Raw genomic sequence first — 23,502 nt, forward strand, 5'->3', positions numbered from 1 at the left:
CTCCGCTGGTCGACCCGCGTTCTCCGTTGGTCGAGCCGCCGAGCCGCGTTCTCCGTTGGTCGAGCCGCCGAGCCGCTAGGCGAGGCGTGTCGAGACCTCGGTGGGTGCGGCTGGGTGCCGGGTACGGCGGGGTGCTGGCGGCCTCACTGCTCGAACGCGAAGACCTCGGCGTACGCCGCGTCGAGCCGCTCGGTGTCGAGGTGGGTGACGACCTGGTGCGGGCCTTCGCCGGTGCGCGTCAGCCGCCCCGGCTCTCCGGTGAGGTCGACCGACCAGGTGCCGCTCTCGGTCCGCCCGGCAGTCGGCTCGGTCAGGTAGCCGGCGGTGGCGAGGTCCCAGAACCTCGGGGTGGGCGCGGGGGTGAGGACGCCGAGCCCACCCACCACAGGAGCACGTACGCCGGCCGGCTGGCCCTCCGGCGCCACCTCGTTCGGGACGACGGTGACCGGCACGGGCCCGGCGAGCACGGCCGCGAGGGCGTCGGGATCCGCGGCGGCGTTCCACTCGCCGGCGGTGTCGTCCTGCGGCGGGCCGGTGACCACGCCGGTCATGGTGACGATCCGCGCGATCCGCGCATACGCGGCGGGGTCGGTGGCGAGCATCGCGGCCAGCTCGGTGGCCGGCCCGAGCGCGACGACCTGCAGTCCGGGGTGCTCGGCGGCGAGCCGACCGATCAGCGGGCCGGGAGCCAGGGGAGAGGTCTCGGTCCACGTCCCGACCACGCGGGTCAGTCCGCTGTCGGACGCCGCGGCGTACGACCAGGAGCGGGGGAAAGCGATCCCATGGGCCCCGCGCGGGGCGTCGCCGCAGGAGATCGGCACCGGCGCGACGCCGACCGAGGTCATCAGGTCGTAGGCGAGGTCGATGCCGACGGGACAGTTCACCAGCCCGGTGGTCGGCACCGTGATCGCGTGGACCCGGACGCCGGGGTGCCGCAGCAGGTAGCCCAGCGCCAGCAGGTCGTCGGGCGCCAGGTCGGTGTCCACGACGACGTCGACCGCGTCGGCGCGCTTGGCCGCGACGGGGGCCAGCTCGCCGGGCGGCAGCAGCTCGCCGTCGCCGTCGTACGCCGCCGCGGCGCAGCCGGTCAGCAGTGCGGTCGCCGCCGCGAGTGCGAGCGCGCGCCTCATGGGTACACCAGGAACTGGGCGACTGCAGCGCCGACCGCCAGGGTGCCGCCGACCACGACCAGCTGCCGCCGACCGCGGGGGACCGCCGCCGCGAGGACGACGACGGCGAGCCCGACCAGCCACAGGTCGTGCCACCACGCGAGCGACTCCGAGACCACCAGCCGGTCCCAGCCGACCTGGTAGTCGTTGGGCGCGGACAGCAACCACTGCGCCGGATGGTCCACCGGGTCCCCGTTGCCGAGTGGGACGTCGACCGGCTGGGACTGCAGGACGGAGAACGGCGCCACCACCGGTGCCTGGAAGGCCCAGTAGGTGAACGTCACGGGCAGCCAGCCCGCGACCAGCGCCAGCATCGCGGTGGCCCGGTGCCGCACCCGGCGGCCCACCGCGGCACCCACGGCGATCCCGAGGACGGTGACGGCCACCGGCTGCGCCAGCTCGGGGAGGGTCGGGTAGGCGCGCAACGTGCGGCCGGGCTCGTCGCCCAGGTCGAGTCCGCCGATCGACCAGATGTACGCCGCCTGCGCGGCCACGACCGCGGCGGTGACGGCGACCAACGGCGCCGCCGCCAGCAGTCGCGCCAGGCAGCGCTCGGCCTCGCCGGCGGGCGACGCCTCGGCGACGGCCGTCCGCTCACGGTGGAAGCTCGCGGCCGCCAGCAGGCTTGCGGCGACACCGAGGACCGCCGGGATCGTGAACCAGTAGCCGTAGCGCTCCCCGTTCCACTGCTGCGGGCCGCGCCACTCCTCGAAAACGAGGCCGGTCAGCGCCAGGGCGGGGAGCAGCCACCGCAGCCGGAGCGTCCGCCGCAATTCGTGGCGGGCCAGGGCCAGCACGACCCGACGCCGCCCCGGCGCGGTCGCTGCGGCCGCTGCGACCGGCAGGGGGCTCGCGACCGCGGTCATCGGTGCCTCCCGGCGACCACGAGCGCGGCCGCGACGGCGGCCACCAGCCAGGGCCGGCCGTGCCACCAGTCGAGCGGGCCGGCGGTCGCGTCGAGCAGCTCGGTGACGCACACCCACACCAGCGGCGCGCCGGCCGCGAGGAGGATCCGTCGCTCGGGGAGCCAGGTGGCGGCGGCCAATCCGGCGAGCGTCAGCGCCGCGGTGCTCGACCACGGCGCGGCCGGTCCGGGACTCAGTGTGCTGACCGCGACCAGCGCGAGCGCCACCGGTCCGCTCACGAGGGCGAGTCGGAGCAGTCGGCGGGCCAGCCGGGAGGTGGGCAGTGCCGCGAGGAACCGGTCGGCGGGGTCGCGCAGCGCGGCCACGGCACCGGCTGCCAGGGCTCCTGCGGCCAGGGCGGCGAGTGGACCCGGTCGGTCGGAGAGGGCACTGGTCAGCCCGGTGCCGGCGACGAGCACGGCGGCGACGACGAGCAGCGGCGTCCACGGTACGGCGGCCGCGGTCGGTGCGACCGCCTGTCGGGCGACGGTCAGGCCGCTCATCGCGGCCGCCGCGGGTCGGTGACGGCCAGCAGGTAGCCGTCGTCGAGGGTCGGCTGGCACAGGGCAGCGCCGGCGGGCGGTGTGCCGAGGTGGCGGTAGCGGCCGTCGGCGGTGACCCAGGACCGCTCGGCTCCCGGCTCGGGGCTGTCGGACTCCCAGACCCGGCCGGACGCGAGGTCGCGCAGACCGGCCGGCGTGCCGTCGTACCCGACGGTGCCGTGGCGCATGACGAGGACCCGGCTGCACAGCGCCGCGACCTCGCCGGTGTTGTGCGTGGAGAGCAGCACGGTGCCCCGCCGGGCCGTGTCGGAGAGCACCGAGCGCAGCTCGATGCGCTGCTCGGGGTCCAGACCGGTGGCGGGCTCGTCGAGGACGAGCAGCTCGGGCGTGCCGATCAGACTGGCGGCCAGGGCGACGCGCTGCTGCATACCGCCCGACAGCGTGCGGATCTTCTGATGCATCCGGTCCTGCAGGCCGACCAACTCCAGCACGCGGGCGCACTCGCGGGCCCGCCAGCGGCGGTCGGTGTGCTCCTTGAGCGTGGCGACGTAGTCGACGAGCTCGAAGGCGGTGAAGCCGCGGTAGAGCTCGGGGGACTGCGGGAGGTAGCCGAGCCGGCGCCGGATCTCCAGCCGCTCACTCGGGCGCTCCGGGTCGCGGCCGAGCAGCCGGATCTGGCCGGCGTCGGGGGAGAGGACGGTGGCCAGCAGCCGCAGCAGCGTGGTCTTGCCGGCGCCGTTGGGGCCGAGCACGCCCACCACTCCGCCGTGGAGCTCGAGGTCGACGCCGGACACGGCGGCGGTGCGGCCGAAGCGCTTGGTCAGCCCGCTCGCGGCGATGCCGGCGGTGGCACTGGTCCCGGGGAGGTCGGTCAGCTGGCTCATACGGTGCTCCGGTAGACGATCTGGTCGCGGCGGGCGACGGCGACACCCGCCATCGCGACGGCGAGGGCGAGGGCGGTCAGCTGCGTGGGGGCGCCGGTGACCAGCTCGACGACCCGTGCGCCCCGGTCGTCGCGGGCGGCGAGCGTCACGGCGATCGCCCAGGCGGACCCGAGCGCGGCCGCGGCGACGGCCGGGTCGTAGCGGGTGGTGCCGACCAGCAGCACCGCGCCGGCCAGGGCCAGGCCGGGCAGCAGCCACCCCACCGCCACGGCGAGCGGTACGCCGGCCAGCAGTGCTCCGGTGACGCCGATCGGCAGCGCCGTACCGGCCACCAGCAGCGCCCGCCGGGCGACGAGCCGGATGCCGGCCGTGGGCGTCGCGAGGGTGAGCTCGCCCGCCGGGTCGGTGTCACGGCGGAACGCGAAGGCGGTGGCGAGCATGGGCGCGAGCGGGGCACCGGCCAGCAGTGCGCTCGAGAGGCGCTCGCTGCCGGAGAGCACCGCGACGACGATCGGGATCAGCAGCACCAGCAGCACGGCGACGCCCAGCGCGCCGATCAGTGGGCGGGTCGCCACGCCGAGACGCAGCAGCGGCGAGATCGCGGCCTCGTCGACGGCCGCGCTGAGCGTCTCCCAGCGGCGCTGGCTGTCGGTGGCGGTGGCGATGGCGTCGTCCCCGGCGCCCCGGGTGAGGTCGGCGAGCGTCGCGCGGCAGTGCGCACACGCGACGAGGTGAGTCTCCAGGGAGGCGGCGAGGACCGGGCCGGCGGCACCGGCGAGGTAGCTCTCGAGCTCGATGGTGGTGGCGTGCCAGTTGTTCACAGCAGTGCTCCTCTCAGCTCTGCGCGGGCCCGGCTCATGCGGCTCTTCACGGTGCCGCTCGGGATGCCGAGCAACGAGGCGGCCTCTCGGGTCGACAGCCCGTCGAGGACGGTGGCCTGGACCACCGCCCGCAACTCGGGGGACAGGCGTTGCAGGGCGGCACCGACGTCGCTGTGCTCGATGCGCGCCAGCACGACCTCCTCGGGGGAGACCGCGTCGTCGCTGCGCAGCCGCATCAGCCGCTCGACGACGTTGCCGCGCGGGCGCAGCTGGGTGAGCAGCGCGCGGATCGCGATGCCCCACAGCCAGGCGGCGACCTCGCCCTCGCCGCGGTACGCGCCGGGCTTGCGCCACACGCTCAGGAACGTCTCGTTCACCGCCTCGTCGACCATGGTGCGGTCGGCGCAGCGGTAGGAGAGCCGCGCCACCAGCCAGGGCTCGTGCCGGCGGAACAGCTCGTGCAGGGCCCCGCGGTCACCCGACCGGATCGCTGCGAGCAGCTCCCGGTCGGCACGCGGGTCGTCGCCCGCTGCGAGGTCGTCGTCGGTCATCACACATCCCTGTCGCGCCGACCCTGCTGATCGGTTCACGCGCCCGGATCATTTCACCTTTCACCGTCCGATTTGGGGTTCTCGTCCCGACCCGCTAACGTTGGGTTCACCGACGCGGGGTGGAGCAGCTCGGTAGCTCGCTGGGCTCATAACCCAGAGGTCGCAGGTTCAAATCCTGTCCCCGCTACAAGAAGATCGAGGCCAGACGCTGTCTGGCCTCGATCTGTTTTTCCGGACGTCGCCGTGGCGCTCCATCGCCAATCCATGGCGCTCAGCCTGAGACCATCACGGCATGGCGAGTGACGCGATTCCCTTCCGAGGCCCGAACGTCTGGCGCCATCCCACCGCGCTCGTGGGGTTCTTCGTGCTCCTGGGGATCGCCTGGACAGCACTGGCCGCGTGGTTCGGCTTCACCGGGGAGATTCATCCCGCTCAGGCGATCGTCCTCGGACCGCCGGCCCTGCCGGTCGTGTGGGGCATGTTTGTCCATCCGCGGCTGGTCCTGACCGATGACGAAGTCATCGTCGTCGGTCTCATGACGATGCGGTACCGGTTGAGCGACATCGTGGGCGCAGAGCCCGGCTACCACGGAACGTGGTTCCAGCTCGCCAACGGGGACGGCTTCATGGCGGCGATGTTGGAGCATCCCAACTACGCCGCTTGGCTCGGCATCAGGTCGCGGGCGGACCGCGTCGCGACGACGATCCTCACGGCGGCGGCCGCCAAGCGCGGAGAACCAGCTCCGGAGCCGATCGGAGGAAAACGCGGCAAGGGCGATCTGGGCGCCGGGATCTCCATGGGGCTCTGAGCGTGCTGGGCCGGCCGAGCTACAGCGCGCCGCGCAGCAGGTCCACGAGACTGCGTACCGGAAGCTCGGGGTCGAAGGCGCGCTGTACGCCGAGCCCGATGCCGAGCGAGAGCAGCTGCACGGCCAGGTCCTCGGCGGACTGGCGCAGCGTGACGCCCAGCTCGGCGGCCTGTTGCTCGACCAGGTCCGCCACGGCGGCGGTGAGCGCGCGGCGGCGCGCGGCCAGGTCGGTGCGGACGCCGGGGACGCGGCGGGTGCTGGTGGCGAACTCCACCTCGAGGGTGGTCCACCCGACGTCGCCGATGTTCTCTTCGGCCCAGGCACCGAACGCCGCGACGCGCGACTCGAGGTCGGCGGCGCCCGAGACCGCCGCGGCGAGCGAGCCCGCCCGCTCCAGCCGGACCCGGTCGAGGACGGCGAGTCCCAGCTCGTGCTTGGTCGCGAAGTTGGAGTACACCGCCCCCTTGGAGAACCCCGCCTCGGCGGCGACCTTCTCCACCGACGTCGCGTTGTAGCCATCGGCCAGGAAGACCCGCGTCGCGGTCTCCAGCAGACGCTCGCGGGTCTGCGCGTGCGTCTCCTTGCGGGTCAGCCTGGTCATGCGGGAAATCTAGCGGCGGTCGCCTACCGATGGAATTCGGATACCGTTAGTATCCGAGTATGCGACGAGGACTGGCCATCGGCTGCGGCGGGACGCTGGGGTTCGCCTGGACCACGGTCGCGCTGTGCGCGGTCGAGGAGGCGCTGGCCTGGGACGTGCGTACGGCGGACGTGCTGGTCGGCACCTCGGCGGGCGCCGAGATCGTCGCGGCCCTCGGCAGCGGCCGCGGCGCGCGTGACCTCCTCGACGCGCTCGAAGACTCCCTCGCCGTTGACCCCGTCCTCGAGCGGCACGTGACAACGCACCCGGGCCAGCTGCCGCCGCTGCCGCGTCCCGGGCTGCCGGGGCTCGGGCTGCTGCGAGCGGGACTGGCCGGGCGGTCGGCGTACACCGCCCTGGCGGGCCTGCTCCCGCGCGGGACCGGGGACGCGAGCTGGCTGCGCGAGTACGGCGACGCCCTCGCCGGCCCCGACGGCTGGACCGCCCACCCGGACACCTGGATCGTGGCCGCCGACGCCGGTACCGGAAGACGCGTGGCGTTCGGGTCGCCGGGCGCGCCGCCGGCCTCGCTGGGCGACGCGGTCGCGGCGAGCTGGGCCATCCCCGGCTGGTTCCCGCCGGTGGAGATCGCGGGTCGCTCCTACGTCGACGGCGGTGCTGTCTCGAGCGTCTCGGCCGACCTGCTGCTGGACGCCAACCTCGACGAGGTGGTCGTCGTCGCGCCGATGACCACCCACGGCGGCGTGCGCGGCCGTGGCGCCGACCGCCTGGAGCGGCTGCTGCGCGGCCAGATGACCCGCGGCCTGGACCGCGAGGTCCGCCGGCTGGAGCAGGCCGGGGTCCGGGTGATCCGCATCGAGCCCGGCGCCGCCGAGCTGCGCGCGATGGGGCCGAACTTCATGGACCTCTCCCGCCGCGAGGCGACGCTCGCCGCCGCACGCGCCGCCGTTCCCGCCACCGTCGCGCGGGCGACCGCCCGATGAGCGGGGAGGCCGGCGAGCACCACGAGGTGGTCGTCGTCGGTGCCGGCATCTCCGGCATCGCCGCGGCCATCGGACTGCGCGAGGCCGGCGTGAGCGACGTCGTCATCCTCGAGAAGGCCGAGACGTACGGCGGCACCTGGCGTGCGAACACCTACCCGGGCTGTGCCTGCGACGTGCCGTCGGGGCTCTACTCCTACTCCTTCGCCCCCAAGACCGACTGGTCGCGGCTCTTCGCCGGCCAGCCGGAGATCCTGGCCTACGTCGACGACGTCGCGCGTCGCCACGGGCTGGAGGCGATCACCCGGTTCGGGGTCGAGATGACCAACGCCGCCTGGGACGCCGACGCGGACCGCTGGCGGTTGGAGACGAGCGCGGGTCCGGTCTCGGCCCGGTTCCTGGTCGCGGCCGCCGGGCCCTGGGACACACCGCGCATCCCCGACCTGCCGGGACTGGCCGACTTCCCGGGCGAGGTCTTCCACTCCGCGCGCTGGAACCACGACTACGACCTGACCGGCAAGCGGGTGGCCGTCATCGGCACCGGCGCCAGCGCCGTCCAGTTCGTGCCGGAGATCCAGCCGCTGGTGAGCGAGCTGCACCTGTTCCAGCGCACCGCGCACTGGGTGCTGCCCAAGGCAGACCACCCGGTGCCGGGCGTCGAGAAGTGGGCCCTGAGGCGGCTGCCGCTGGCCTGCCGGGCGCTGGCCTCCGCGGAGTACGGCCTGATGGAGCTGGTCGGTCTCGCCTTCCACCGCCCGAAGCCGCTGATGCACGCGCTCATGGGCGTCGCCCGGGCCCACCTCCGGGCGAGCGTGCGCGACCCCGAGCTGCGCGACAAGCTCACGCCGCGCTACCTGCTGGGCTGCAAGCGCATCCTGTTCTCCAACTCGTACCTGCCCGCGCTGACCCGGCCCAACGTCGCCGTCCACGCGACGGCGGTCGAGAAGGTCGCCGGCGCGACGGTCACCGGCACCGACGGCAGCGAGGCGGAGGTCGACGCGATCATCCTCGGCACCGGCTTCCGGATCCTCGACATGCCCGTCGCCGGGCTAGTCCGCGGCGCCGACGGTCGCAGCCTGGCCGAGCACTGGTCCGGCTCGCCGGAGGCCTACCTCGGCACCATGGTGGCCGGCTTCCCGAACGCCTTCATCGTGCTCGGGCCCAGCCTCGGCTCCGGCCACACCTCCGCGTTCACGATCGCGGAGGCGCAGGTGCGGCTGATCGTGCAGGCCGTCGGCCGGGCGCGGCAGGATGGCGCCACGATCGCGGTGCGCCCCGACGCCCAGCGGGCCTACGTCGACCGGGTCCAGGCCGCGCTGCCCGGCACGGCGTACACCCTCAGCTCCTGCCACAGCTACTACGTCGACGACAACGGCCGCAACAGCTTCAGCTGGCCGTGGTCCACCGGCGAGCTGGTGCGCCGGGTCGGCCGGTTCCGACCCCGCGACTTCGTGCTCACGCCCGCGCGGGCGCTGACGTGAGACGGCCCGCTGCGGCGGTGAGCCCGACCGCGTACTACACCGGCGAGGTGTGGGTGCGCGGCGGGCTGGCACCGCGCGAGCTGCGGACACCGCAGGGCGTCGCGCTGTACGCCGGGCTGCAGCCCGCGATGCGGCTGGCGCGGCTGGCCGGTGGCCCGACGCTCGAGGACTTCCTGCTGGCGCGCCACCGGTTCGTCGACCACCTGCTCACCGAGGCCATCGAGAGCGGCCGGGTGACCCACGTCGTGGAGGTCGCGGCCGGCCTCTCGCCCCGTGGCACCCGCTTCGCGGCGAGGTACGGCGACCGGATCACGTACGTCGAGACCGACCTGCCCGCGATGGCGGCCCGCAAGCGCGCGCACCTGTCGGGTCTCGGCACGCTCTCGCCGCACCACCGGGTCGAGGCGGCCGACGCCCTCGCCGAGGGGCCGGGCAGCCTGGCCGCCGTACTCGCCGCGCTTCCGCCGGACGCGGGCGTCGCCGTCGTCACCGAGGGCCTGCTGAACTACCTGCCGCCGGACGCGGTCCTCCGGCTCTGGCGGATCGTCGCCGACGGCCTGGCCGGCCGTCAGCACGGGCTCTACCTCTCCGACCTGCACGTCCGCGCGGACAACCGCGGACCCCTGGTGCAGGCGTTCCTGGCGGGCCTCGGAGCGTTCGTCCGCGGCCGGCTGCACCTGCACTTCGCCGACGCGCGGGAGGCCGAGTCCGCCCTGCTGTCGGCGGGCTTCGCGTCGGCCCGGCTGCACCGGCCTGCCGAGCGTCCCGACGTCGTGGGCCGGACCGGTCCCGGGGCCGCCCTGGTGCGGGTGGTCGAGGCGCGGGTGGGGGAGGGGAGCGGTACCCTCCTGCCCGTGGAGGGCTTCTGATGGGTGCCGGGCACGCGCACGGCGCGCCCGCGACCGGACATGCCGGTGGTCGCCACCGCTGGCGGCTGGCGGTCGCGTTCGGACTGGTCGCGGCGTACCTCGTCGTCGAGCTCGTCGTCGGCCTGCTGGCCGGCTCGCTCGCGCTGGTCTCCGACGCCGGCCACATGGCAGGGGACGTCGTGGCGCTGGGCGCGGCGCTGGTCGCCACCCGGATCGCCACCCGCCCCGACACCACCGGGCGCCGCACCTACGGCTCCTACCGCGCCGAGGTGTTCGCCTCCGGGCTGACCGTCCTGGTCATGCTCGCCGTGGCGGCGTACGTCGTCCTCGAGGCGATCGGCCGCCTCCGCTCCGCAGGGGCCGGGCCCGAGGTGCCGTCGGGGGCCATGCTGGCCGTCGGCGTCATCGGGCTGGTCGTCAACGTCGTGTCGATGCTGCTGCTCCACGAGGGCGCCGCCGAGTCGCTCAATGTCCGGGGCGCCTACAACGAGGTCGTCGCGGACGCCGCCGGCAGCGTCGGTGTGATCGTGGCCGGCGTGCTGGTCGCGGTGACCGACGAGCCGGTGTGGGACACCGTGGTGGCGATCGTCATCGGGGTGTACGTCGCCGTTCGGGCCGTCGTGCTGGGACGTCAGGTGCTCGCCGTCCTCGGTCAGCACGTCCCCGAGGGCCTGGTCCTCGACGACGTGGTCGCCGACCTCGAGGCCGTGCCGGGCGTCAGCGGCGTGCATGATCTGCACGTGTGGACGCTGACCTCGGGGATGAACGTCGCGACCGCGCACCTGGTCGTGGCCCCCGGCTCGGCCGCGCAGGACGTGCTGCTGGGCGCCCAGACGGTGCTGGCCACCCAGCACCGCGTCGACCACGCGACGCTCCAGACGGAGTCGGCCCCGACCCGGCAGTGCCACGAGGTGAACTGGTGACCCGAGGAAGGCTGCTCGGACTGGCGGTCGGACTGCTCATGGTGGTCGTCGGCGGCTTCTGGACCGCTGTCGGACTCGGTTGGGCCGGCGAGGAGTCGGGGACGCTGGCGACGGTCGGGCCGGCCGTGGCCGGGCTGGGCGTCGCCCTGGTGTGGGTGACGCTCCAGCCGCGGCGCTAGGCGGTTCTGCGGTCAGCGGGCGACGCGGTGCCCGGTGTCGCGCTCCTTGGAGAGGGCCAGGCCGAGCCCGATCATGCCGACGGCGAGCAGCAGGTGCAGCCAGTTGTCGGCGTCGTTGACGGGCACGAAGTTGGCGTCCTCCTCGTGGTCGATCAGCAGGCCGTAGACGAACAGCACGGCGTACACGACGCCGCCGCCGATGAGGTAGCTGCGGGCGCCGTTCCAGCTGCGCGCGGCGGCCATGCCGACCAGCCCGAAGAGCAGGTGGACGATGTTGTGCAGCACGGAGACCTGGAAGATGCCGAGCAGCTCCGCCTCCGACTCGTGGCCGGCGAACGTGAGGTCGTCGTAGTTGGTGGTGATGCCGGGGATGAAGCCCGCGACGCCCACCAGCAGGAAGACGGCGGCCACGACGGTGGCGGCGGTCTGCATGCGGGTGGCTGTCATCGAGCGAGCGTTGCCAGTGGTGTCCATGGCGTCCTCCTGATGAGTGTGATGAGGACGCGGTATCCGGAAATGCTCTCGATCACGCGCGTGTGGGGTCGTGGGCGTCGGCGTGGCCGCCGGGACGTCATACGAGCCGGTCGTCAGGGCAGCCAGGTCGCATGACGTCCGCGGCTCAACCCAGCGCGAGCGTCGCCGCGATCGCCAGCATCGTCAGGCCGATGAGCACGTCGAGCACCTGCCAGGCGCGCGGGAGCGCGAGCAGCCGGTGACCGGCGCGGGCGCCGAAGCCCAGCCCGCTGAACCACACGACGCTGCCGAGCATCGCGCCGGTGGCGAACCACCAGCGGCCGCCGTCGGCCTGATTGGCCAGCGACCCCACCAACAGCACCGTGTCGAGGTAGACGTGCGGGTTGAGGAACGTCAGCGCCAGCGCGGTCAGCGCCGCCGAGCGCCGGCTCCGGGCGCCACGTTGGGCGGCCGCCAGGGAGCCGGGATGGCGGGCGGCGAGCAGCGAGCGGACGCCGTACGCCGCCAGGAAGGCCACCCCCAGCCAGCGGATCGTGTCGATCGCCCACGGCGCCTGCTCCACCACCGTGCCGATCCCCGCGACGCCGGCGGCGATGAGCACGACATCGGCGGTCGCGCAGATGGCGACGACGGTCGTGACGTACTGCCGCGTCAGGCCCTGCCGCAGCACGAAGGCGTTCTGCGCGCCGATGGCGACGATGAGGGACAGACCGGTCAGGAACCCGGTCGTGCTGGCGTGGATCACGCGCCGACGCTAGGGGAGCGCCGGTCACCAGGCCAGCGAAAGATTCTGCTGATCCCTTAGCGTTGCTTCATGACGCCGCAGCCCGCCCAGCTCGCCGCTCTGGCCGCGGTCGTCGACCACGGCACGTTCGAGGCCGCCGCCCAGCGGCTCCACGTGACGCCGAGCGCGGTCAGCCAGCGGATCCGGGCGCTCGAGACCGCGGCCGGGCAGGTGCTGGTGCGGCGCACCACTCCGTGCCGGCCCACCGAGGCCGGCCGCACGCTGCTGCGCCTGGCCCGGCAGACCCAGCTGCTCTACGACGAGGCGGCGCTCGCGCTGGCCGCCGAGGCGGGGCCGGTGACGCTCCCGGTCGCGGTCAACGCCGACTCGCTGGCCACCTGGTTCCGGGATGTCCTCGGCGCCCCGGACGCGCGGGACGTCGCCGGCGCCTGGGACCGCACCGCGCTGCGGCTGCACGTGGAGGACCAGGCCTTCTCGGCCGACCTGCTGCGCTCCGGCGAGGTGCTCGCCGCCGTCACCAGCGATGCCACGCCGGTGCAGGGCTGCGCGGTGGAGCCGCTGGGGTCGTTGCGCTACGCGCCGGCCGCGGCGCCGGGCTTCGTCGAGCGCTGGCGGCGGGGACGCTCGGTCGACTGGGCGCGGATGCCGGTCGTGGTCTTCAACGACAAGGACGCCCTGCAGGACGACGTGCTGCGCGGCCGCGGCGTCGGCCGGCCGCCGGTGGTGCACCACGTCCCGACCTCCGCCGACTTCGTCGAGGCCGTACGCCGGGGGCTCGGCTGGGCCGTCGTACCGGAGCCGCAGCTGCGGCCCGCCGTGGCGGCCGGCGAGCTGGTCCGGCTGCCGGGGCGGGTGCACGTCGACGTACCGCTGCACTGGCAGCGCTGGCGGCTGGACTCGCCGGCGCTGGCGCGGCTCACCGAGGCGGTCCGTCGCGCGGCGCGGGCCCACCTGCGGGCGCGCTGACAGCAGCGGGCGAGCGGTGGAGGCGTCGCCGGGCAAGGGTTCACCATGGACGACATGACCACCGGTGGCGGCGTGACGTTCGTGCTGCCGACGCGGCTGCAGCTCTTCCTCCCCGCCAAGAGACGGTCTGCCGAGCCCGAGGTGCCGGTGGACGGCACCGCCACGGTCGGACACCTCCTGGGGTCGCTAGGCGTGCCGAAGACCGAGGTCGGGCAGCTGCGGCTGGACGGTCACCCGGTCGACGTCGCGTACCGCCCGCAGTCCGGCGACCGCATCGTGGTCCGGGAGCCCCGGCGGCCCCAGCCGGCGCCGACGTCTCCGCCGCGGTTCGTGCTCGACGTCCACCTCGGCGGCCTGGCGCGCCGGATGCGGCTGCTCGGTCTCGACACCGCCTACGACCGGACGGCTGACGATGACGCGCTCGTCGAGACGTCCCTGACCGAGCAGCGGGTCCTGCTCACCCGGGACCGGGGTCTGCTGCACCGGCGTGCCCTGCGCTGGGGCGCGCACGTCGACCACCAGGCGCCGGACGACCAGCTGCTCGACGTGGTGGAGCGGTTCGCTCCGCCGCTGCGCCCGTTGTCGCGGTGCCCGGCCTGCAACGGGATGCTCGCCGAGGTCGCCAAGGCCGACGTCCAGGCGCTGTTGCCGGCAGGCACTCGGCGGACCTACGAGGTGTTCCGCCGCTGTTCGGTGTGCGGGAAGGTCTACTGGCGTGGCGCGCACGCCGACCGTCTGGCGCGCATCGTCGATGCCGCCGCTCCCAGGGCGGAAGGCTCCGCTGCTGCTAGTCGACCGGGATGCGGAAGACCTCCGCGCGCCACTTGATCCGCTCGGCCCGCGCGAGCCGCGGCTTGTCGCTGCCGTCCCGGATCACCCCGCCGGCCTCGGCGAAGGACGTGAGGAAGTCCAGTGCCCACGCGACGTCGGAGGGCGAGGGGCTCATCTCCTCGTTGATCACGGCCGGCTGGTCGAGGTCGAGGCAGAGCTTGCCGGTCATGCCCAGGCCGACCGCGTCCGCGGCCTGCTCGCGCAGGATCGCGTGGCTGCTGCCGACGGTCGGGCCGTCGATAGGCCCGGGGAGGTTGCCGATCCGGCTCGCGAGGACGAGCCTGGTGCGGGGGTAGGCCATGGCCAGCGGGTTGTTCTCCGCGCCGGTGTCGCGGCGGTAGTCGCCGCTGCCGAACGCCAGCCGGAAGGCGCCGCGGGCGCTCGCGATCTCCACGGCGTTCTCGATGCCGAGCGCGGACTCCACCAGCGCCAGCACCGGCGTGCGGCCGCCCAGCCGCTGCCAGGTGTCGGTGACGTGCTCGGCCGACTCCGCCTTGGCGAGCATCACGCCGCGTACGCCGGGCACGCCGGCGAGCTCGGCGACGTCGTCGCTCCAGAACGGGGTGGTGCAGTCGTTGATGCGCACCCACGCACTCCCGCCGGAGCTGAGCCACGCGATGACGTCCGCGCGTGCGTCGGCCTTCAGCAGCGGGTCGACCGCGTCCTCGAGGTCGAGGATGACCTGGTCGGCGCGGCCCAGCTGCGCGGTCTCGAACAGGTCGACCGCGCGGGCGTTGACCAGCTGCCAGGACCGGGAGTTCTCGCCGTCGATGCGGGTCGCCTCTCGGGCGGCGAGGCGGTCGGGATCGCTGGGCGCGGGCACGGCAGTACTCCTTGGCTGGCGGACGGTGATCCGGACGCTAGTCCGCGGCGACCGTACTCGCGAGTTACACAGCCCTCGCGGCCAGCGCCGAGCCGGCCGCAAAGTGTCACCGTGACCGTTCGCGCCGACAGTGACGCTTCCAAGGGTCACGCTCGCACGCAACGGTCACGGTGACACTTTGGAGGGGCAGGCAGTCGACGGAAGCGGAGCGAGACCACTCACCTCATTTGGGTATTGCTGGCCGTCTTGGCCGGACAGCGGTGGCCACGGAGGAGTCCACTCGGCTCTGCGCTCGGGCGCATCCATCCACTGCCTCCTCCAAAGGAAATCGACATGCTCCGCAACTCTGTCTCCACCCTCCGCAAGGCTCGCAAGGACGAGGGCTTCACCCTCATCGAGCTGCTCATCGTCATCGTCATCCTCGGCGTGCTCGCCGCGATCGTCGTCTTCTCGGTCCGCGGCATCTCCGGCACCGGCGAGGAGGCCGCCTGCAAGGCGAACGTCAAGTCCGCCCAGGTCGCGGTCGAGGCGCACTACGCGCAGGAGGGCAGCAACCCGGCCAGCCTGGCCGCGCTGGTTCCCGACTTCATGAAGACGGACCCGTCGGCTGCCGGTGTCGATCCCGAGGTCAAGGTCGCTTACGACAGCGCGACGGGTGAGGTGACCCCCGCCGCTGGCGCAGCCTGCTGATCGCGCCTCCCGGGAGGGCCCCGATTGCCCTCGGGGCCCTCCCGCCGGCCGGTTCCACCCGGCCATCCACTGCACTCACCACAGTAGTCACCGGCAGCCACCGCTGCACCCACCATCGAGACCCGGGGGGCTCGTATGACGCACACCCATCTCCACCCGATCGGAGACCGGATCGACCAGCTGCTGCTCGAGCTGTGGCGCGCCGGCGGCACCGATCTGCTGCTCTCGGTCGGGCTGCCGCCGATGCTGCGGGTCGACGGCGAGCTGTCGCCCGCGGCCGGTGCCGACGTCCTCGGCACCGACGACACCGACGCGTTGCTGGCCGAGGTCCTGACCGAGCCGCAGGCCGAGGCCTGGCAGCACAGCCGGGAGTACGACTTCTCCTTCTCCTGGCGGCACGAGGCCCGGATCCGCGGCAACGCGTTCACCCAGCGCGGCCTCACCACCGTCGCCCTGCGGATGATCCCGCGGGCGATCCCGTCGGCGACCGAGCTCGGGCTTCCCGACGCGCTGCCGGCGATGGCGCGCCGGCACCAGGGACTGATCCTGATGACCGGCCCGACCGGGTCGGGCAAGTCCACGACGCTCGCCTCGCTCATCGACCTCATCAACAGCGAGCGCGGCTGCCACATCATCACCGTCGAGGACCCGATCGAGTACGTCCACGACCACAAGCGGGCCGCGGTCAACCAGCGCGAGGTCGGCACCGACACCGCGAGCTTCCCCGACGCGCTGCGCAGCGTGCTCCGCGAGGACCCCGACGTGCTCCTGGTCGGCGAGATGCGCGACCTGGAGTCCATCCGCTTCGCGCTGACCGTGGCCGAGACCGGCCACCTGGTCTTTGCGACGCTGCACACCAACGACACCGCCCAGTCGATCGGGCGCATGATCGACGTCTTCCCGGCCGAGCAGCAGGCGCAGATCCGGGTCCAGCTGGCAGCGGCCCTCAGCTGCGTGGTCTACCAGCGGCTGGTGCCGAAGGTCGGCGGCGGGATGACGGCGGCGTACGAGGTGCTCGTCGCCACCCCCGCGGTCCGCAACCTCATCAAGGAGGGCAAGACCCACCAGCTGCGCAACAGCCTGGTCACCGGCTCCCGCGACGGCATGGTCACCCTCGAGCAGTCGCTTTCGCGGCTGGTCCAGGACGGCGTCGTCACCCTCGCCGACGCCGAGGCGCGCAGCCTCTACCCGAACGACATCGAGGCGCGGCCGCGCCTCACGGCCGCCGGGAGGGCCTGAGATGAGGATGCACGGACGCCACCGGGACGAGCCGGCACCGGCGCCGCGGGAGTCGTACGACGACCGGCTGACCGCCGCGCTCGTCCGCTCCCGGCGGCTGGAGCCCTACCAGATCGACGCGGTGCGCCACGCGGCCGGCGACGGGACGCTGGCCGAGAAGCTCATCGCCTCCGGTGTCATCGCCGACGACGACCTCGCCCGCACTCTCGCGCAGCACTACGGCGCCGACGAGGTCGACTTCCGCACGGCCGAACCGCAGGAGGACGCCGTCGCCCTGCTGACACGGGAGAAGGCGCTCGCGCTGCGGGCCTTGCCGATCAGTGCGCGTGAGGACCTGGTCGTCGTCGCGGTGGTCGACCCCTCACCCGAGCACCTCGCCGACATCCGGGCCGCGGTCGGCCGTCCGACCGTCGCCGCGGTCACCACCCACCGTGCGCTGGACCGGGCCCTCGACACGGCGTACCGCGCGACCAGCGAGGTCGGCGGTCAGGTGCTCGCCTTCGAGGCGCGCGACAGCCTGCGCCGTGAGGCGGACCGCCTGGAGACCCACGTCAACGAGGACGCGCCCGTGGTCCGGGTGGTGCAGATGATCATCACCCAGGGGCTGCGCGACCGTGCCTCCGACATCCACATCGAGCCGTCGGGGGAGCGGGTGCGGGTTCGCTACCGCATCGACGGCGCGCTCACCGACGTCCTGGACCTGCCCGGCTCCATCGGCCCCGCGCTCGTCAGCCGGGTCAAGATCCTCGCCGGCATGAACATCGTCGAGCGGCGCCGGCCGCAGGACGGCCAGATCTCCCTCGAGGTCGAGGGCCGCGACGTCGACATCCGGGTGGCGAGCACGGCGGTGGTCGGCGGCGAGAAGGTCGTGATGCGGCTGCTCGACAAGTCGCGGCCGCTGTTCCACCTCGCCCAGCTCGGCATGCCGCCCGACACCGCGGAGCGCTACAGCGCGATGATCCACGCGCCCTACGGCATGGTCGTCTGCGCCGGCCCGACGGGCGGCGGCAAGACGACGACTCTTTATGCGTCGCTGGGGGAGCTCAACACCCCCGACCGCAACATCATGACGATCGAGGATCCGGTGGAGTACACCTTCGACTCGATCAACCAGATCCAGATCAACGAGCAGGCCGGCGTCACCTTCGCCGGTGGGCTGAAGTCGATCCTGCGGCAGGACCCCGACGTGATCCTGGTGGGGGAGATCCGCGACGTCGACACGGCCCGGATCGCCGTACAGTCCGCGCTCACGGGCCACCTGGTGCTCTCCTCGCTGCACGCGACCGAGTCGGTCTCGGCGCTCTACCGCCTGCTCGACATGGGCATCGAGGCGTTCCTGATCGCCTCCTCGGTGACCGCGGTGGTGGCGCAGCGGCTGGTACGCCGCAACTGCCCCAGCTGCCTGGAGCCCTATCAGCCCTCGCCCGACGAGCTGGCGTTCCTGCGCAGCTTCGGCCCGGTCGATGCGCTGGACGGGTTCGTGCACGGCGCCGGCTGTCACTTCTGCTCCCACACCGGCTACCTGGAGCGGATCGGCGTCTACGAGCTGCTCGCGGTGACCGACGAGGTGCGCGAGCTCGTCGTCGAGCGCGCGCCGCACGACGAGATGCGCAAGCTGGCGCTCGCCCAGGGCATGCGCACCCTGCAGGAGCAGGCGGCCCGTCTGGTCCGCGACGGCGTCACGACGGCGTCCGAGGTCATGCGCTCGATCTACGTGGCAGGGGTGTGAGATGCCGAAGTTCGCCTATGCCGGAGTCACGATCGACGGCCGCACGGTCAAGGGCACGACCAAGGCCGCCAGCCGCGGCGACGCCGAGGTCGCGCTCTACGAGCGCGAGGTCCGCGACCTGCGGGTGACCGAGAAGAAGAGCATCCTGCGCTACGAGATCTCCGGGCCGCGGATCAAGCGCGAGGAGGTCATGCACCTCTCCCGCCAGATCGCCGCGTTCCTGCGGGCCGGGCTGCCGATCCTCGAGGCGGTCCACACCATCGGCGCCGAGAGCGAGAACTCCTCGGTACGCCGGATGATGAACCAGATCGAGGACGGTCTGCGGTCGGGCGATCGGTTCTCCGACTGCCTCGACGCCTTCCCGAAGGTCTTCCCGCCCTTCTACCGCGGCATCGTCCGCTCGGCGGAGCTGACCGGCGAGCTCGACACGGTGCTGGCCCGGCTCTCGGGCTACATCGAGCGCGACCTGCAGGCCCGCCGCAAGATCAAGTCGGCACTGATGTATCCCCTGATCGTCTCCCTGATGTCGGTCGTCACCGTGCTCGTGCTCGCGATCTACGTGCTGCCGAAGTTCGAGGACTTCTTCGCCGACCTCGACGCCGAGCTGCCGCTGCCCACCCGGATCCTGCTGGGCTTCACCGACTTCCTGGGCCGGTGGGGGTGGGCGGTCGGACTGGGACTGGCGACCGCACTGCTGCTCTACCTCGCGGCCGTGCAGACCCGGCGCGGCGCGTACGCCCGCGACGCGCTGCTGCTCAAGGTCCCGGTGCTGGGGGAGACCATCCAGTACGCCCTGGTGGAGCGGTTCTGCCGGGTGCTCGCCTCGATGGTGAGCGCCGGCGTGAACCTCACCGAGTCGCTGGCCGTCACCACCGAGGCGCTGCGCAACCGGGTCTACATCCGGCGCCTCGGCGAGGTGACCGAGCAGATGCTGGAGGGGCAGGGCATCGCCTCCCCGCTGGGCCGCACCGGCCTCTTCCCGGGCACGGCCACGCAGATGCTGCGGGTGGGGGAGGACACCGGCTCCCTCGACACGCAGCTGGAGGTGACGGCGGAGTACTACGAGACCGAGCTCGACTACAAGATCGCCAAGCTGACCGCGCTCTTCGAGCCGATCGTCATCGTGGTCATGGGCCTGATCGTCGGCTTCGTGGCGGTCGCGCTGGTCTCGGCGATGTACGGCATCTTCAACCAGGTGGAGATGTGATGCGCTCCGACCGGGGCGAGAGTCTGGTCGAGGTGCTCGTCGCCGTGACGATCCTCGGCGTCGCCGCGGTCGCGGTGCTGGCCGGGATGCAGATGAGCGTCACGGCCTCCGACATCCACCGCAAGCAGACGACGGGCAGCGCCTACGCGCGCAGCTACGCCGAGGCGATCACGGAGTACGTCGCCAGCGCGAACGCTCACTACGAGCCCTGCGCCGCGGCGAACCACTACAGCCCGGCCCTGGTCGGACTCACCGGGCTGCCGGCGGGCTTCTCGGCGACGCACACCGCCGCGAAGCGGGTCGGGTCCTCGGGCGCGGCCGGGACGTGCTCGGGCAACGACACCGGGCTCCAGCAGCTCGACATCACCGTGTCGAGCGCCGACGCCCGGGCCGCGGAGCGGCTCACCGTGCTGGTCCGCAAGCCGTGCGGCGTCGGGATGACGGTGTGCTCATGAGGATCCAGCTGCAGACCCTGGGGCGGACCCTACTGCGGGCCGTCCGCCGTCGTACGGCCGCCGAGGACGGCTTCACCCTGGTGGAGCTGGTCATGACCACGGCGATCCTCGGGGTCATCACGGCGACGCTGGCCGGCGTCGTGCTGAGCTACCTGCGCACCACCGTCGACACCCAGGCGCGGATGACCGAGTCGCACGACGTGCAGTTCGCCGCGGCGTACTGGCAGCGCGACGTCGCCAGCATCGGGGTCCGCTCGTCGACCTACGACAGCACCACGCACTCCTTCGCGCTGGAGCAGTCGGTCGGCGTGGCGCCGTGCGGCCTGCCGGCCGGCACCACGGCGGTGGTGACGCTGGCCTGGAGCGAGTACTCCTCCCTGGTCTCGACCGACACCCCGGCGACGGTGAAGGTGACCTATGCGGCGCGGCCCACCGGCACGGGCCACGAGCTGCTGCGGGTGCGGTGCGGCAGCCAGCCGTCGACGGTCCAGATCGCCGACAACCTCAGCGCCGTCCCGACGGTGGCCTGCGAGAACGCCGCCGGCGCGGCGATCCCCTGCACCGGCTCCGGCGACGACGTGCCGGCGGTCGTCCGGCTGGCGCTGTCGGTGGACGACGGCGCCGACCACGACGCCGCGTCCTACGCCGCGACCCTCTCGGGTGAACGGAGACAGTCATGAACCTTCGCCGGCTCCGGAGCGAGGACGACGGCGCGATCCTCATCCTCGCGATCCTGGTCGTCACGACGATCGCGCTGGTCGTCAGCGCCGTGCTGACCCGCGGCGACGGCTCCCTGCGGGCGACGGTCGCGCTGCGCGAGGTCGCAGGGACGACGTACGCCGCGGACGCCGCCGCCCAGGTGGCCATCAACGACCTGCGCACCGGCGGCGTGGACGCGAGCAGCGTCGCGATGGGCTCGACGTGGGCCTACAACAACCGCCAGCCCGGCCCCGGCTGCTTCGGGGAGGACGCCGCCGCCGACCCGATCCACGAGCTCCGCCTGCCCGGCTTCTACCCGGCGTCGGCGGCGAGCGGCGACGGGCCGACCTCGGCCGTCGTGACCTGCACCCCGGAGGACGCGACCGGCGCCTCCGGCGCGCCCGTGCCGGTGACCAACGCCAACAAGCCCGGCCACGCGATCCTGACGCTCGGCACCAGCGCGTCCGAGGTCGGCGTCGACGTCAAGCCGCAGAGCAGCACGGTCGAGCAGTTCCGGGTGCACGGCGGGATCTGGTCGAACTCGAACATCGTGAGCTCGATCGGCCAGCTGCGCTCGAGCCAGAGCATCCGCGCCCACAGCGGCTGCACCCCGGTCTCGGGGATGGAGGCGCCGCTGGTCGACTGCGCGGCCGTCACGGTGCCCGACCCCGACTACGCGCACGAGCTGGCCGCCACGGGCGTGCCGGCCCTGCAGACGGTTCCGACCTCGTGCGGCGCGGTGGTGACCTTCGAGCCCGGCTACTACGACGACGCGGCGGCACTCAACGACATCACGAACAAGCCGGCCTGCTCCGGCTCGACGTTCTGGTTCAAGCCGGGCACCTACTACTTCGACTTCCACAACAACCCCGCGGACGTGATGTACGACAGCGACACCAACCGGGGCGGCTCCGGCGGCAGCGAGTGGGTGGTCGGCGTGGGGCGCCTGGTCGCCGGCACGCCGGACGGCAGCATCACGGCGGTCACCGACGCGTCCTACCCCGGCTCGTGCGTCAACCCGATCGACAACGTCAGCAACGACGGCGTGCAGTTCGTCTTCGGCGGCGACAGCCGGCTGAAGGTCGACGACGGCGCCAACGTCGAGATCTGCGGCAGCTACCACACCGACCGACCGCCGATCGCGCTCTTCGGCCTCAAGTCCGGGGTCCCGACCGCGACCCGGCTGACCGAGGCCGCCGGTGACGACGGCGACCCGCTGACGAGCAGCGGCACCCCCACCGTCACGCCGGCGGGGACCGACAACACCTTCGTCGGTGCCACCGAGGCGGCGCTGCGCGACGCCGGCAACGGCGCGGCGACCTGGTTCCGGCCCACGACGGGCACCGCCGCCAACGTCTCGCGCACGATCTCGATGACGGGCTTCACGTCACCGGTGACGCTGCCCAAGGGGTCGATCCTCAAGGAGGCCACGCTGGTGGTGCGGCACAAGTCGGCGCAGAACAACGCCGGCACCGCCTCGACCATCGCGCTCACGCCGGCCGGCGGGACGGCGCTGGCCACCTTCAACCTGGACCGCCCCGGTGCCATGACGACGCAGAGCGTCGACCTGCGCGTGCAGCAGGCAGCGGTCTTCAACGCGCTGCAGAAGCAGATCCACGATCGCGGCTACACCGGCGCGAAGATCGACTTCACGGCCACCATCGCCAGGGGCCTGCCGGTCACCGCGACCGCCGAGCTGGACGCCGTGCGGCTGGAGCTGCAGTTCTACGCCCCGCAGCTGCGCGGCCAGACCCACACCGGTCTGGGGCCGAGCGCCACCAACTGCCTGGCCACGCTCAACAGCTGCGCGGTGATCTCGACGCCGACCAACTACAAGGACAGCTTCTACATCCAGGGCACGACGTACACGCCGATCTCCCGCATCGACCTCAACCTCAACCAGGCCACCGCCCAGGTGATGCGGTTCGGGGTGATCGCGCGCTCGCTGGCGGCGCGGACCACCGGCGGCTACGCGTACGACGGCGCGGTGATCGAGCTGCCCGACAACTCGCCCGGATGGGGGTTCAGCGGGACGCTCGTGCAGCTGAAGGTCTACCTCTGCCCGAACTCCGCCACCTGCACCACGGGGACGGGCACGCTGGCGCTCACCTCCCGGGTGCAGGTGTGGGATCCGACCGGCGCGCCCGAGCCCGGCCAGCGCGAGATCACCGTGCTGAGCTGGAGCCACCGACGATGACGCCGTCCCTGGTCGCCGCGTTCGCGGCCGTGCTGGGGCTCGCGGTCGGCTCGTTCCTCAACGTCGTGGCCTACCGGCTCCCGCGTGGCGAGTCGGTGGTCAGCCCGCCGTCGGCCTGCCCAGCGTGCGGTACGCCGATCCGCGCCCGCCACAACGTGCCGGTGCTCGGCTGGCTGGTGCTGCGCGGCCGCTGCCACGACTGCGCCTCGCCGATCAGCGTTCGCTACCCGCTCGTCGAGGCCGCCACCGGAGTGCTCTTCGGGCTAGCGGGCTGGCGGTTCGCCGCCGAGCCGGCGCTGCTGGCGGCGTACCTGTGCTTCGCGGCCGTCGCGGTCGCGCTGGCGCTCATCGACCTCGACGTACGCCGGCTGCCGAACGTGATCGTGCTGCCGTCGTACCCGGTCCTCGCCCTGCTGCTCGCGCTGGCCGCCGACCGGCCCAGCCTGGTGCGGGCGGGGGTCGGCGCGCTGGTGCTCGTGGCGTTCTTCCTCGCCGTGTCGCTGACCGCGCCCGGGGCGATGGGGCTCGGCGACGTCAAGCTCGCCGGCGTGGTCGGGGGGATGAGCGCCTACCTGTCGTGGGGGGCGTTCCTCGTGGGCGCCTTCGGCGGCTTCGTCCTGGGCTCGCTGGCCGGGGTGCTGCTGATGGCCAGCCGCCGCGCGGGCCGCCGCAGCGCGGTGCCGTTCGGGCCGTTCATGCTGCTCGGCGCCTGGGCCTCGATCCTGGGCGCCAGCGGGCTGGGGGAGCTGTACCTGGAGCGCCTGCGGCTGTGA

At 73.2% G+C, this 23,502-nt stretch carries 26 protein-coding genes and 1 tRNA gene; 17 read left to right on the top strand and 10 right to left on the bottom strand.

Annotation, left to right across the window (positions count from 1 at the left end; genetic code table 11):
* Positions 1-143: 143 nt before the first annotated feature.
* Genes VGE38_RS11535 through VGE38_RS11560 form a run of 6 tightly spaced genes read right to left on the bottom strand, consistent with a single transcriptional unit; the run spans position 144 to position 4,833 of the window.
* Positions 144-1,130, bottom strand: coding sequence for a nucleoside hydrolase (locus VGE38_RS11535; RefSeq protein WP_331142690.1), 987 nt, complete (start codon positions 1,128-1,130; stop codon positions 144-146).
* Positions 1,127-2,035, bottom strand: a complete 909-nt coding sequence (locus VGE38_RS11540) for a hypothetical protein (protein ID WP_331142691.1) — start codon at positions 2,033-2,035, stop codon at positions 1,127-1,129. Before VGE38_RS11540 ends, VGE38_RS11535 begins: the two co-directional genes overlap by 4 nt.
* Entirely contained in the window at positions 2,032-2,577 is a 546-nt protein-coding gene (locus VGE38_RS11545) for a hypothetical protein (RefSeq protein WP_331142692.1), read from the bottom strand. The genes VGE38_RS11540 and VGE38_RS11545 overlap by 4 nt, the downstream gene beginning before the upstream one ends.
* Complete coding sequence (locus VGE38_RS11550; protein WP_331142693.1) at positions 2,574-3,461, bottom strand: ABC transporter ATP-binding protein; 888 nt, start codon at positions 3,459-3,461, stop codon at positions 2,574-2,576. Before VGE38_RS11550 ends, VGE38_RS11545 begins: the two co-directional genes overlap by 4 nt.
* Positions 3,458-4,282, bottom strand: coding sequence for a cupin domain-containing protein (locus VGE38_RS11555; RefSeq protein ID WP_331142694.1), 825 nt, complete (start codon positions 4,280-4,282; stop codon positions 3,458-3,460). The genes VGE38_RS11550 and VGE38_RS11555 overlap by 4 nt, the downstream gene beginning before the upstream one ends.
* Positions 4,279-4,833, bottom strand: coding sequence for an RNA polymerase sigma factor (locus VGE38_RS11560; RefSeq protein ID WP_331142695.1), 555 nt, complete (start codon positions 4,831-4,833; stop codon positions 4,279-4,281). Before VGE38_RS11560 ends, VGE38_RS11555 begins: the two co-directional genes overlap by 4 nt.
* A gap of 113 nt (positions 4,834-4,946) precedes the next feature.
* Here VGE38_RS11560 and VGE38_RS11565 point away from each other — a divergent pair.
* Both VGE38_RS11565 and VGE38_RS11570 read left to right on the top strand, forming a co-directional pair.
* Positions 4,947-5,020, top strand: a tRNA-Met gene (locus VGE38_RS11565).
* Positions 5,021-5,125: 105 nt separating this feature from the next.
* Positions 5,126-5,641: a hypothetical protein gene (locus tag VGE38_RS11570; RefSeq protein WP_331142696.1), complete on the top strand. Its 516-nt coding sequence runs from the start codon at positions 5,126-5,128 to the stop codon at positions 5,639-5,641.
* Positions 5,642-5,660: 19 nt separating this feature from the next.
* Here the strand turns inward: VGE38_RS11570 and VGE38_RS11575 are convergent, their stop codons facing one another.
* Entirely contained in the window at positions 5,661-6,242 is a 582-nt protein-coding gene (locus tag VGE38_RS11575) for a TetR/AcrR family transcriptional regulator (protein ID WP_331142697.1), read from the bottom strand.
* Between the two features lie 59 nt (positions 6,243-6,301).
* On the opposite strand from VGE38_RS11575, the gene VGE38_RS11580 reads away from it, so the two are divergent.
* The 5 genes from VGE38_RS11580 to VGE38_RS11600 are packed head-to-tail and all read left to right on the top strand — an operon-like array spanning position 6,302 to position 10,674.
* Positions 6,302-7,225, top strand: coding sequence for a patatin-like phospholipase family protein (locus VGE38_RS11580; protein ID WP_331142698.1), 924 nt, complete (start codon positions 6,302-6,304; stop codon positions 7,223-7,225).
* On the top strand, positions 7,222-8,703 hold the full coding sequence (locus VGE38_RS11585; protein WP_331142699.1) for a flavin-containing monooxygenase: 1,482 nt from the start codon (positions 7,222-7,224) through the stop codon (positions 8,701-8,703). Before VGE38_RS11580 ends, VGE38_RS11585 begins: the two co-directional genes overlap by 4 nt.
* Before the next feature lie 17 nt (positions 8,704-8,720).
* Entirely contained in the window at positions 8,721-9,572 is an 852-nt protein-coding gene (locus tag VGE38_RS11590; protein WP_331142700.1) for a class I SAM-dependent methyltransferase, read from the top strand.
* Positions 9,572-10,495 (top strand): cation diffusion facilitator family transporter, encoded by a 924-nt coding sequence (locus tag VGE38_RS11595; protein WP_331142701.1) that lies wholly within the window; start codon positions 9,572-9,574, stop codon positions 10,493-10,495. Before VGE38_RS11590 ends, VGE38_RS11595 begins: the two co-directional genes overlap by 1 nt.
* On the top strand, positions 10,492-10,674 hold the full coding sequence (locus tag VGE38_RS11600) for a hypothetical protein (protein ID WP_331142702.1): 183 nt from the start codon (positions 10,492-10,494) through the stop codon (positions 10,672-10,674). Before VGE38_RS11595 ends, VGE38_RS11600 begins: the two co-directional genes overlap by 4 nt.
* A gap of 12 nt (positions 10,675-10,686) precedes the next feature.
* On the opposite strand, the gene VGE38_RS11605 is transcribed toward VGE38_RS11600, so the two are convergent.
* Both VGE38_RS11605 and VGE38_RS11610 read right to left on the bottom strand, forming a co-directional pair.
* Positions 10,687-11,148, bottom strand: coding sequence for a DUF4383 domain-containing protein (locus VGE38_RS11605; RefSeq protein WP_331142703.1), 462 nt, complete (start codon positions 11,146-11,148; stop codon positions 10,687-10,689).
* A gap of 145 nt (positions 11,149-11,293) precedes the next feature.
* Entirely contained in the window at positions 11,294-11,893 is a 600-nt protein-coding gene (locus VGE38_RS11610) for a LysE/ArgO family amino acid transporter (RefSeq protein WP_331142704.1), read from the bottom strand.
* Between the two features lie 69 nt (positions 11,894-11,962).
* Between VGE38_RS11610 and VGE38_RS11615 the strand changes: the two genes are divergently transcribed.
* Together VGE38_RS11615 and VGE38_RS11620 are read left to right on the top strand one after the other, a co-directional pair.
* Positions 11,963-12,859 (top strand): LysR family transcriptional regulator ArgP, encoded by an 897-nt coding sequence (locus tag VGE38_RS11615; protein ID WP_331142705.1) that lies wholly within the window; start codon positions 11,963-11,965, stop codon positions 12,857-12,859.
* Between the two features lie 45 nt (positions 12,860-12,904).
* On the top strand, positions 12,905-13,687 hold the full coding sequence (locus VGE38_RS11620) for a Mut7-C RNAse domain-containing protein (RefSeq protein ID WP_331142706.1): 783 nt from the start codon (positions 12,905-12,907) through the stop codon (positions 13,685-13,687).
* Here the strand turns inward: VGE38_RS11620 and VGE38_RS11625 are convergent.
* Entirely contained in the window at positions 13,647-14,513 is an 867-nt protein-coding gene (locus VGE38_RS11625; protein ID WP_331142707.1) for an HpcH/HpaI aldolase/citrate lyase family protein, read from the bottom strand. The two genes, VGE38_RS11620 and VGE38_RS11625, sit on opposite strands and share 41 nt — an antisense overlap.
* Before the next feature lie 333 nt (positions 14,514-14,846).
* Between VGE38_RS11625 and VGE38_RS11630 the strand changes: the two genes are divergently transcribed.
* From VGE38_RS11630 to VGE38_RS11665, 8 genes are all read left to right on the top strand, one after another.
* Positions 14,847-15,203 (top strand): competence type IV pilus major pilin ComGC, encoded by a 357-nt coding sequence (locus VGE38_RS11630; RefSeq protein ID WP_331142708.1) that lies wholly within the window; start codon positions 14,847-14,849, stop codon positions 15,201-15,203.
* 135 nt (positions 15,204-15,338) lie between these two features.
* Complete coding sequence (locus tag VGE38_RS11635; RefSeq protein WP_331142709.1) at positions 15,339-16,442, top strand: type IV pilus twitching motility protein PilT; 1,104 nt, start codon at positions 15,339-15,341, stop codon at positions 16,440-16,442.
* A 1-nt stretch (position 16,443) separates the two neighbouring features.
* Positions 16,444-18,171: a GspE/PulE family protein gene (locus tag VGE38_RS11640; protein ID WP_331142710.1), complete on the top strand. Its 1,728-nt coding sequence runs from the start codon at positions 16,444-16,446 to the stop codon at positions 18,169-18,171.
* A gap of 1 nt (position 18,172) precedes the next feature.
* Positions 18,173-19,378, top strand: coding sequence for a type II secretion system F family protein (locus tag VGE38_RS11645; protein ID WP_331142711.1), 1,206 nt, complete (start codon positions 18,173-18,175; stop codon positions 19,376-19,378).
* The gene (locus tag VGE38_RS11650) at positions 19,378-19,833 is read left to right on the top strand and encodes a type IV pilus modification PilV family protein (protein ID WP_331142712.1); all 456 of its coding nucleotides are present in this window, start codon (positions 19,378-19,380) and stop codon (positions 19,831-19,833) included. The genes VGE38_RS11645 and VGE38_RS11650 overlap by 1 nt, the downstream gene beginning before the upstream one ends.
* The gene (locus VGE38_RS11655) at positions 19,830-20,513 is read left to right on the top strand and encodes a PulJ/GspJ family protein (protein WP_331142713.1); all 684 of its coding nucleotides are present in this window, start codon (positions 19,830-19,832) and stop codon (positions 20,511-20,513) included. The genes VGE38_RS11650 and VGE38_RS11655 overlap by 4 nt, the downstream gene beginning before the upstream one ends.
* On the top strand, positions 20,510-22,729 hold the full coding sequence (locus VGE38_RS11660; RefSeq protein ID WP_331142714.1) for a hypothetical protein: 2,220 nt from the start codon (positions 20,510-20,512) through the stop codon (positions 22,727-22,729). Before VGE38_RS11655 ends, VGE38_RS11660 begins: the two co-directional genes overlap by 4 nt.
* Positions 22,726-23,502, top strand: coding sequence for a prepilin peptidase (locus VGE38_RS11665; RefSeq protein ID WP_331142715.1), 777 nt, complete (start codon positions 22,726-22,728; stop codon positions 23,500-23,502). Before VGE38_RS11660 ends, VGE38_RS11665 begins: the two co-directional genes overlap by 4 nt.

Origin of the sequence: Nocardioides sp. (assembly GCF_036405735.1) — a bacterium.
In the GTDB taxonomy this organism is placed as follows: domain Bacteria; phylum Actinomycetota; class Actinomycetes; order Propionibacteriales; family Nocardioidaceae; genus Nocardioides.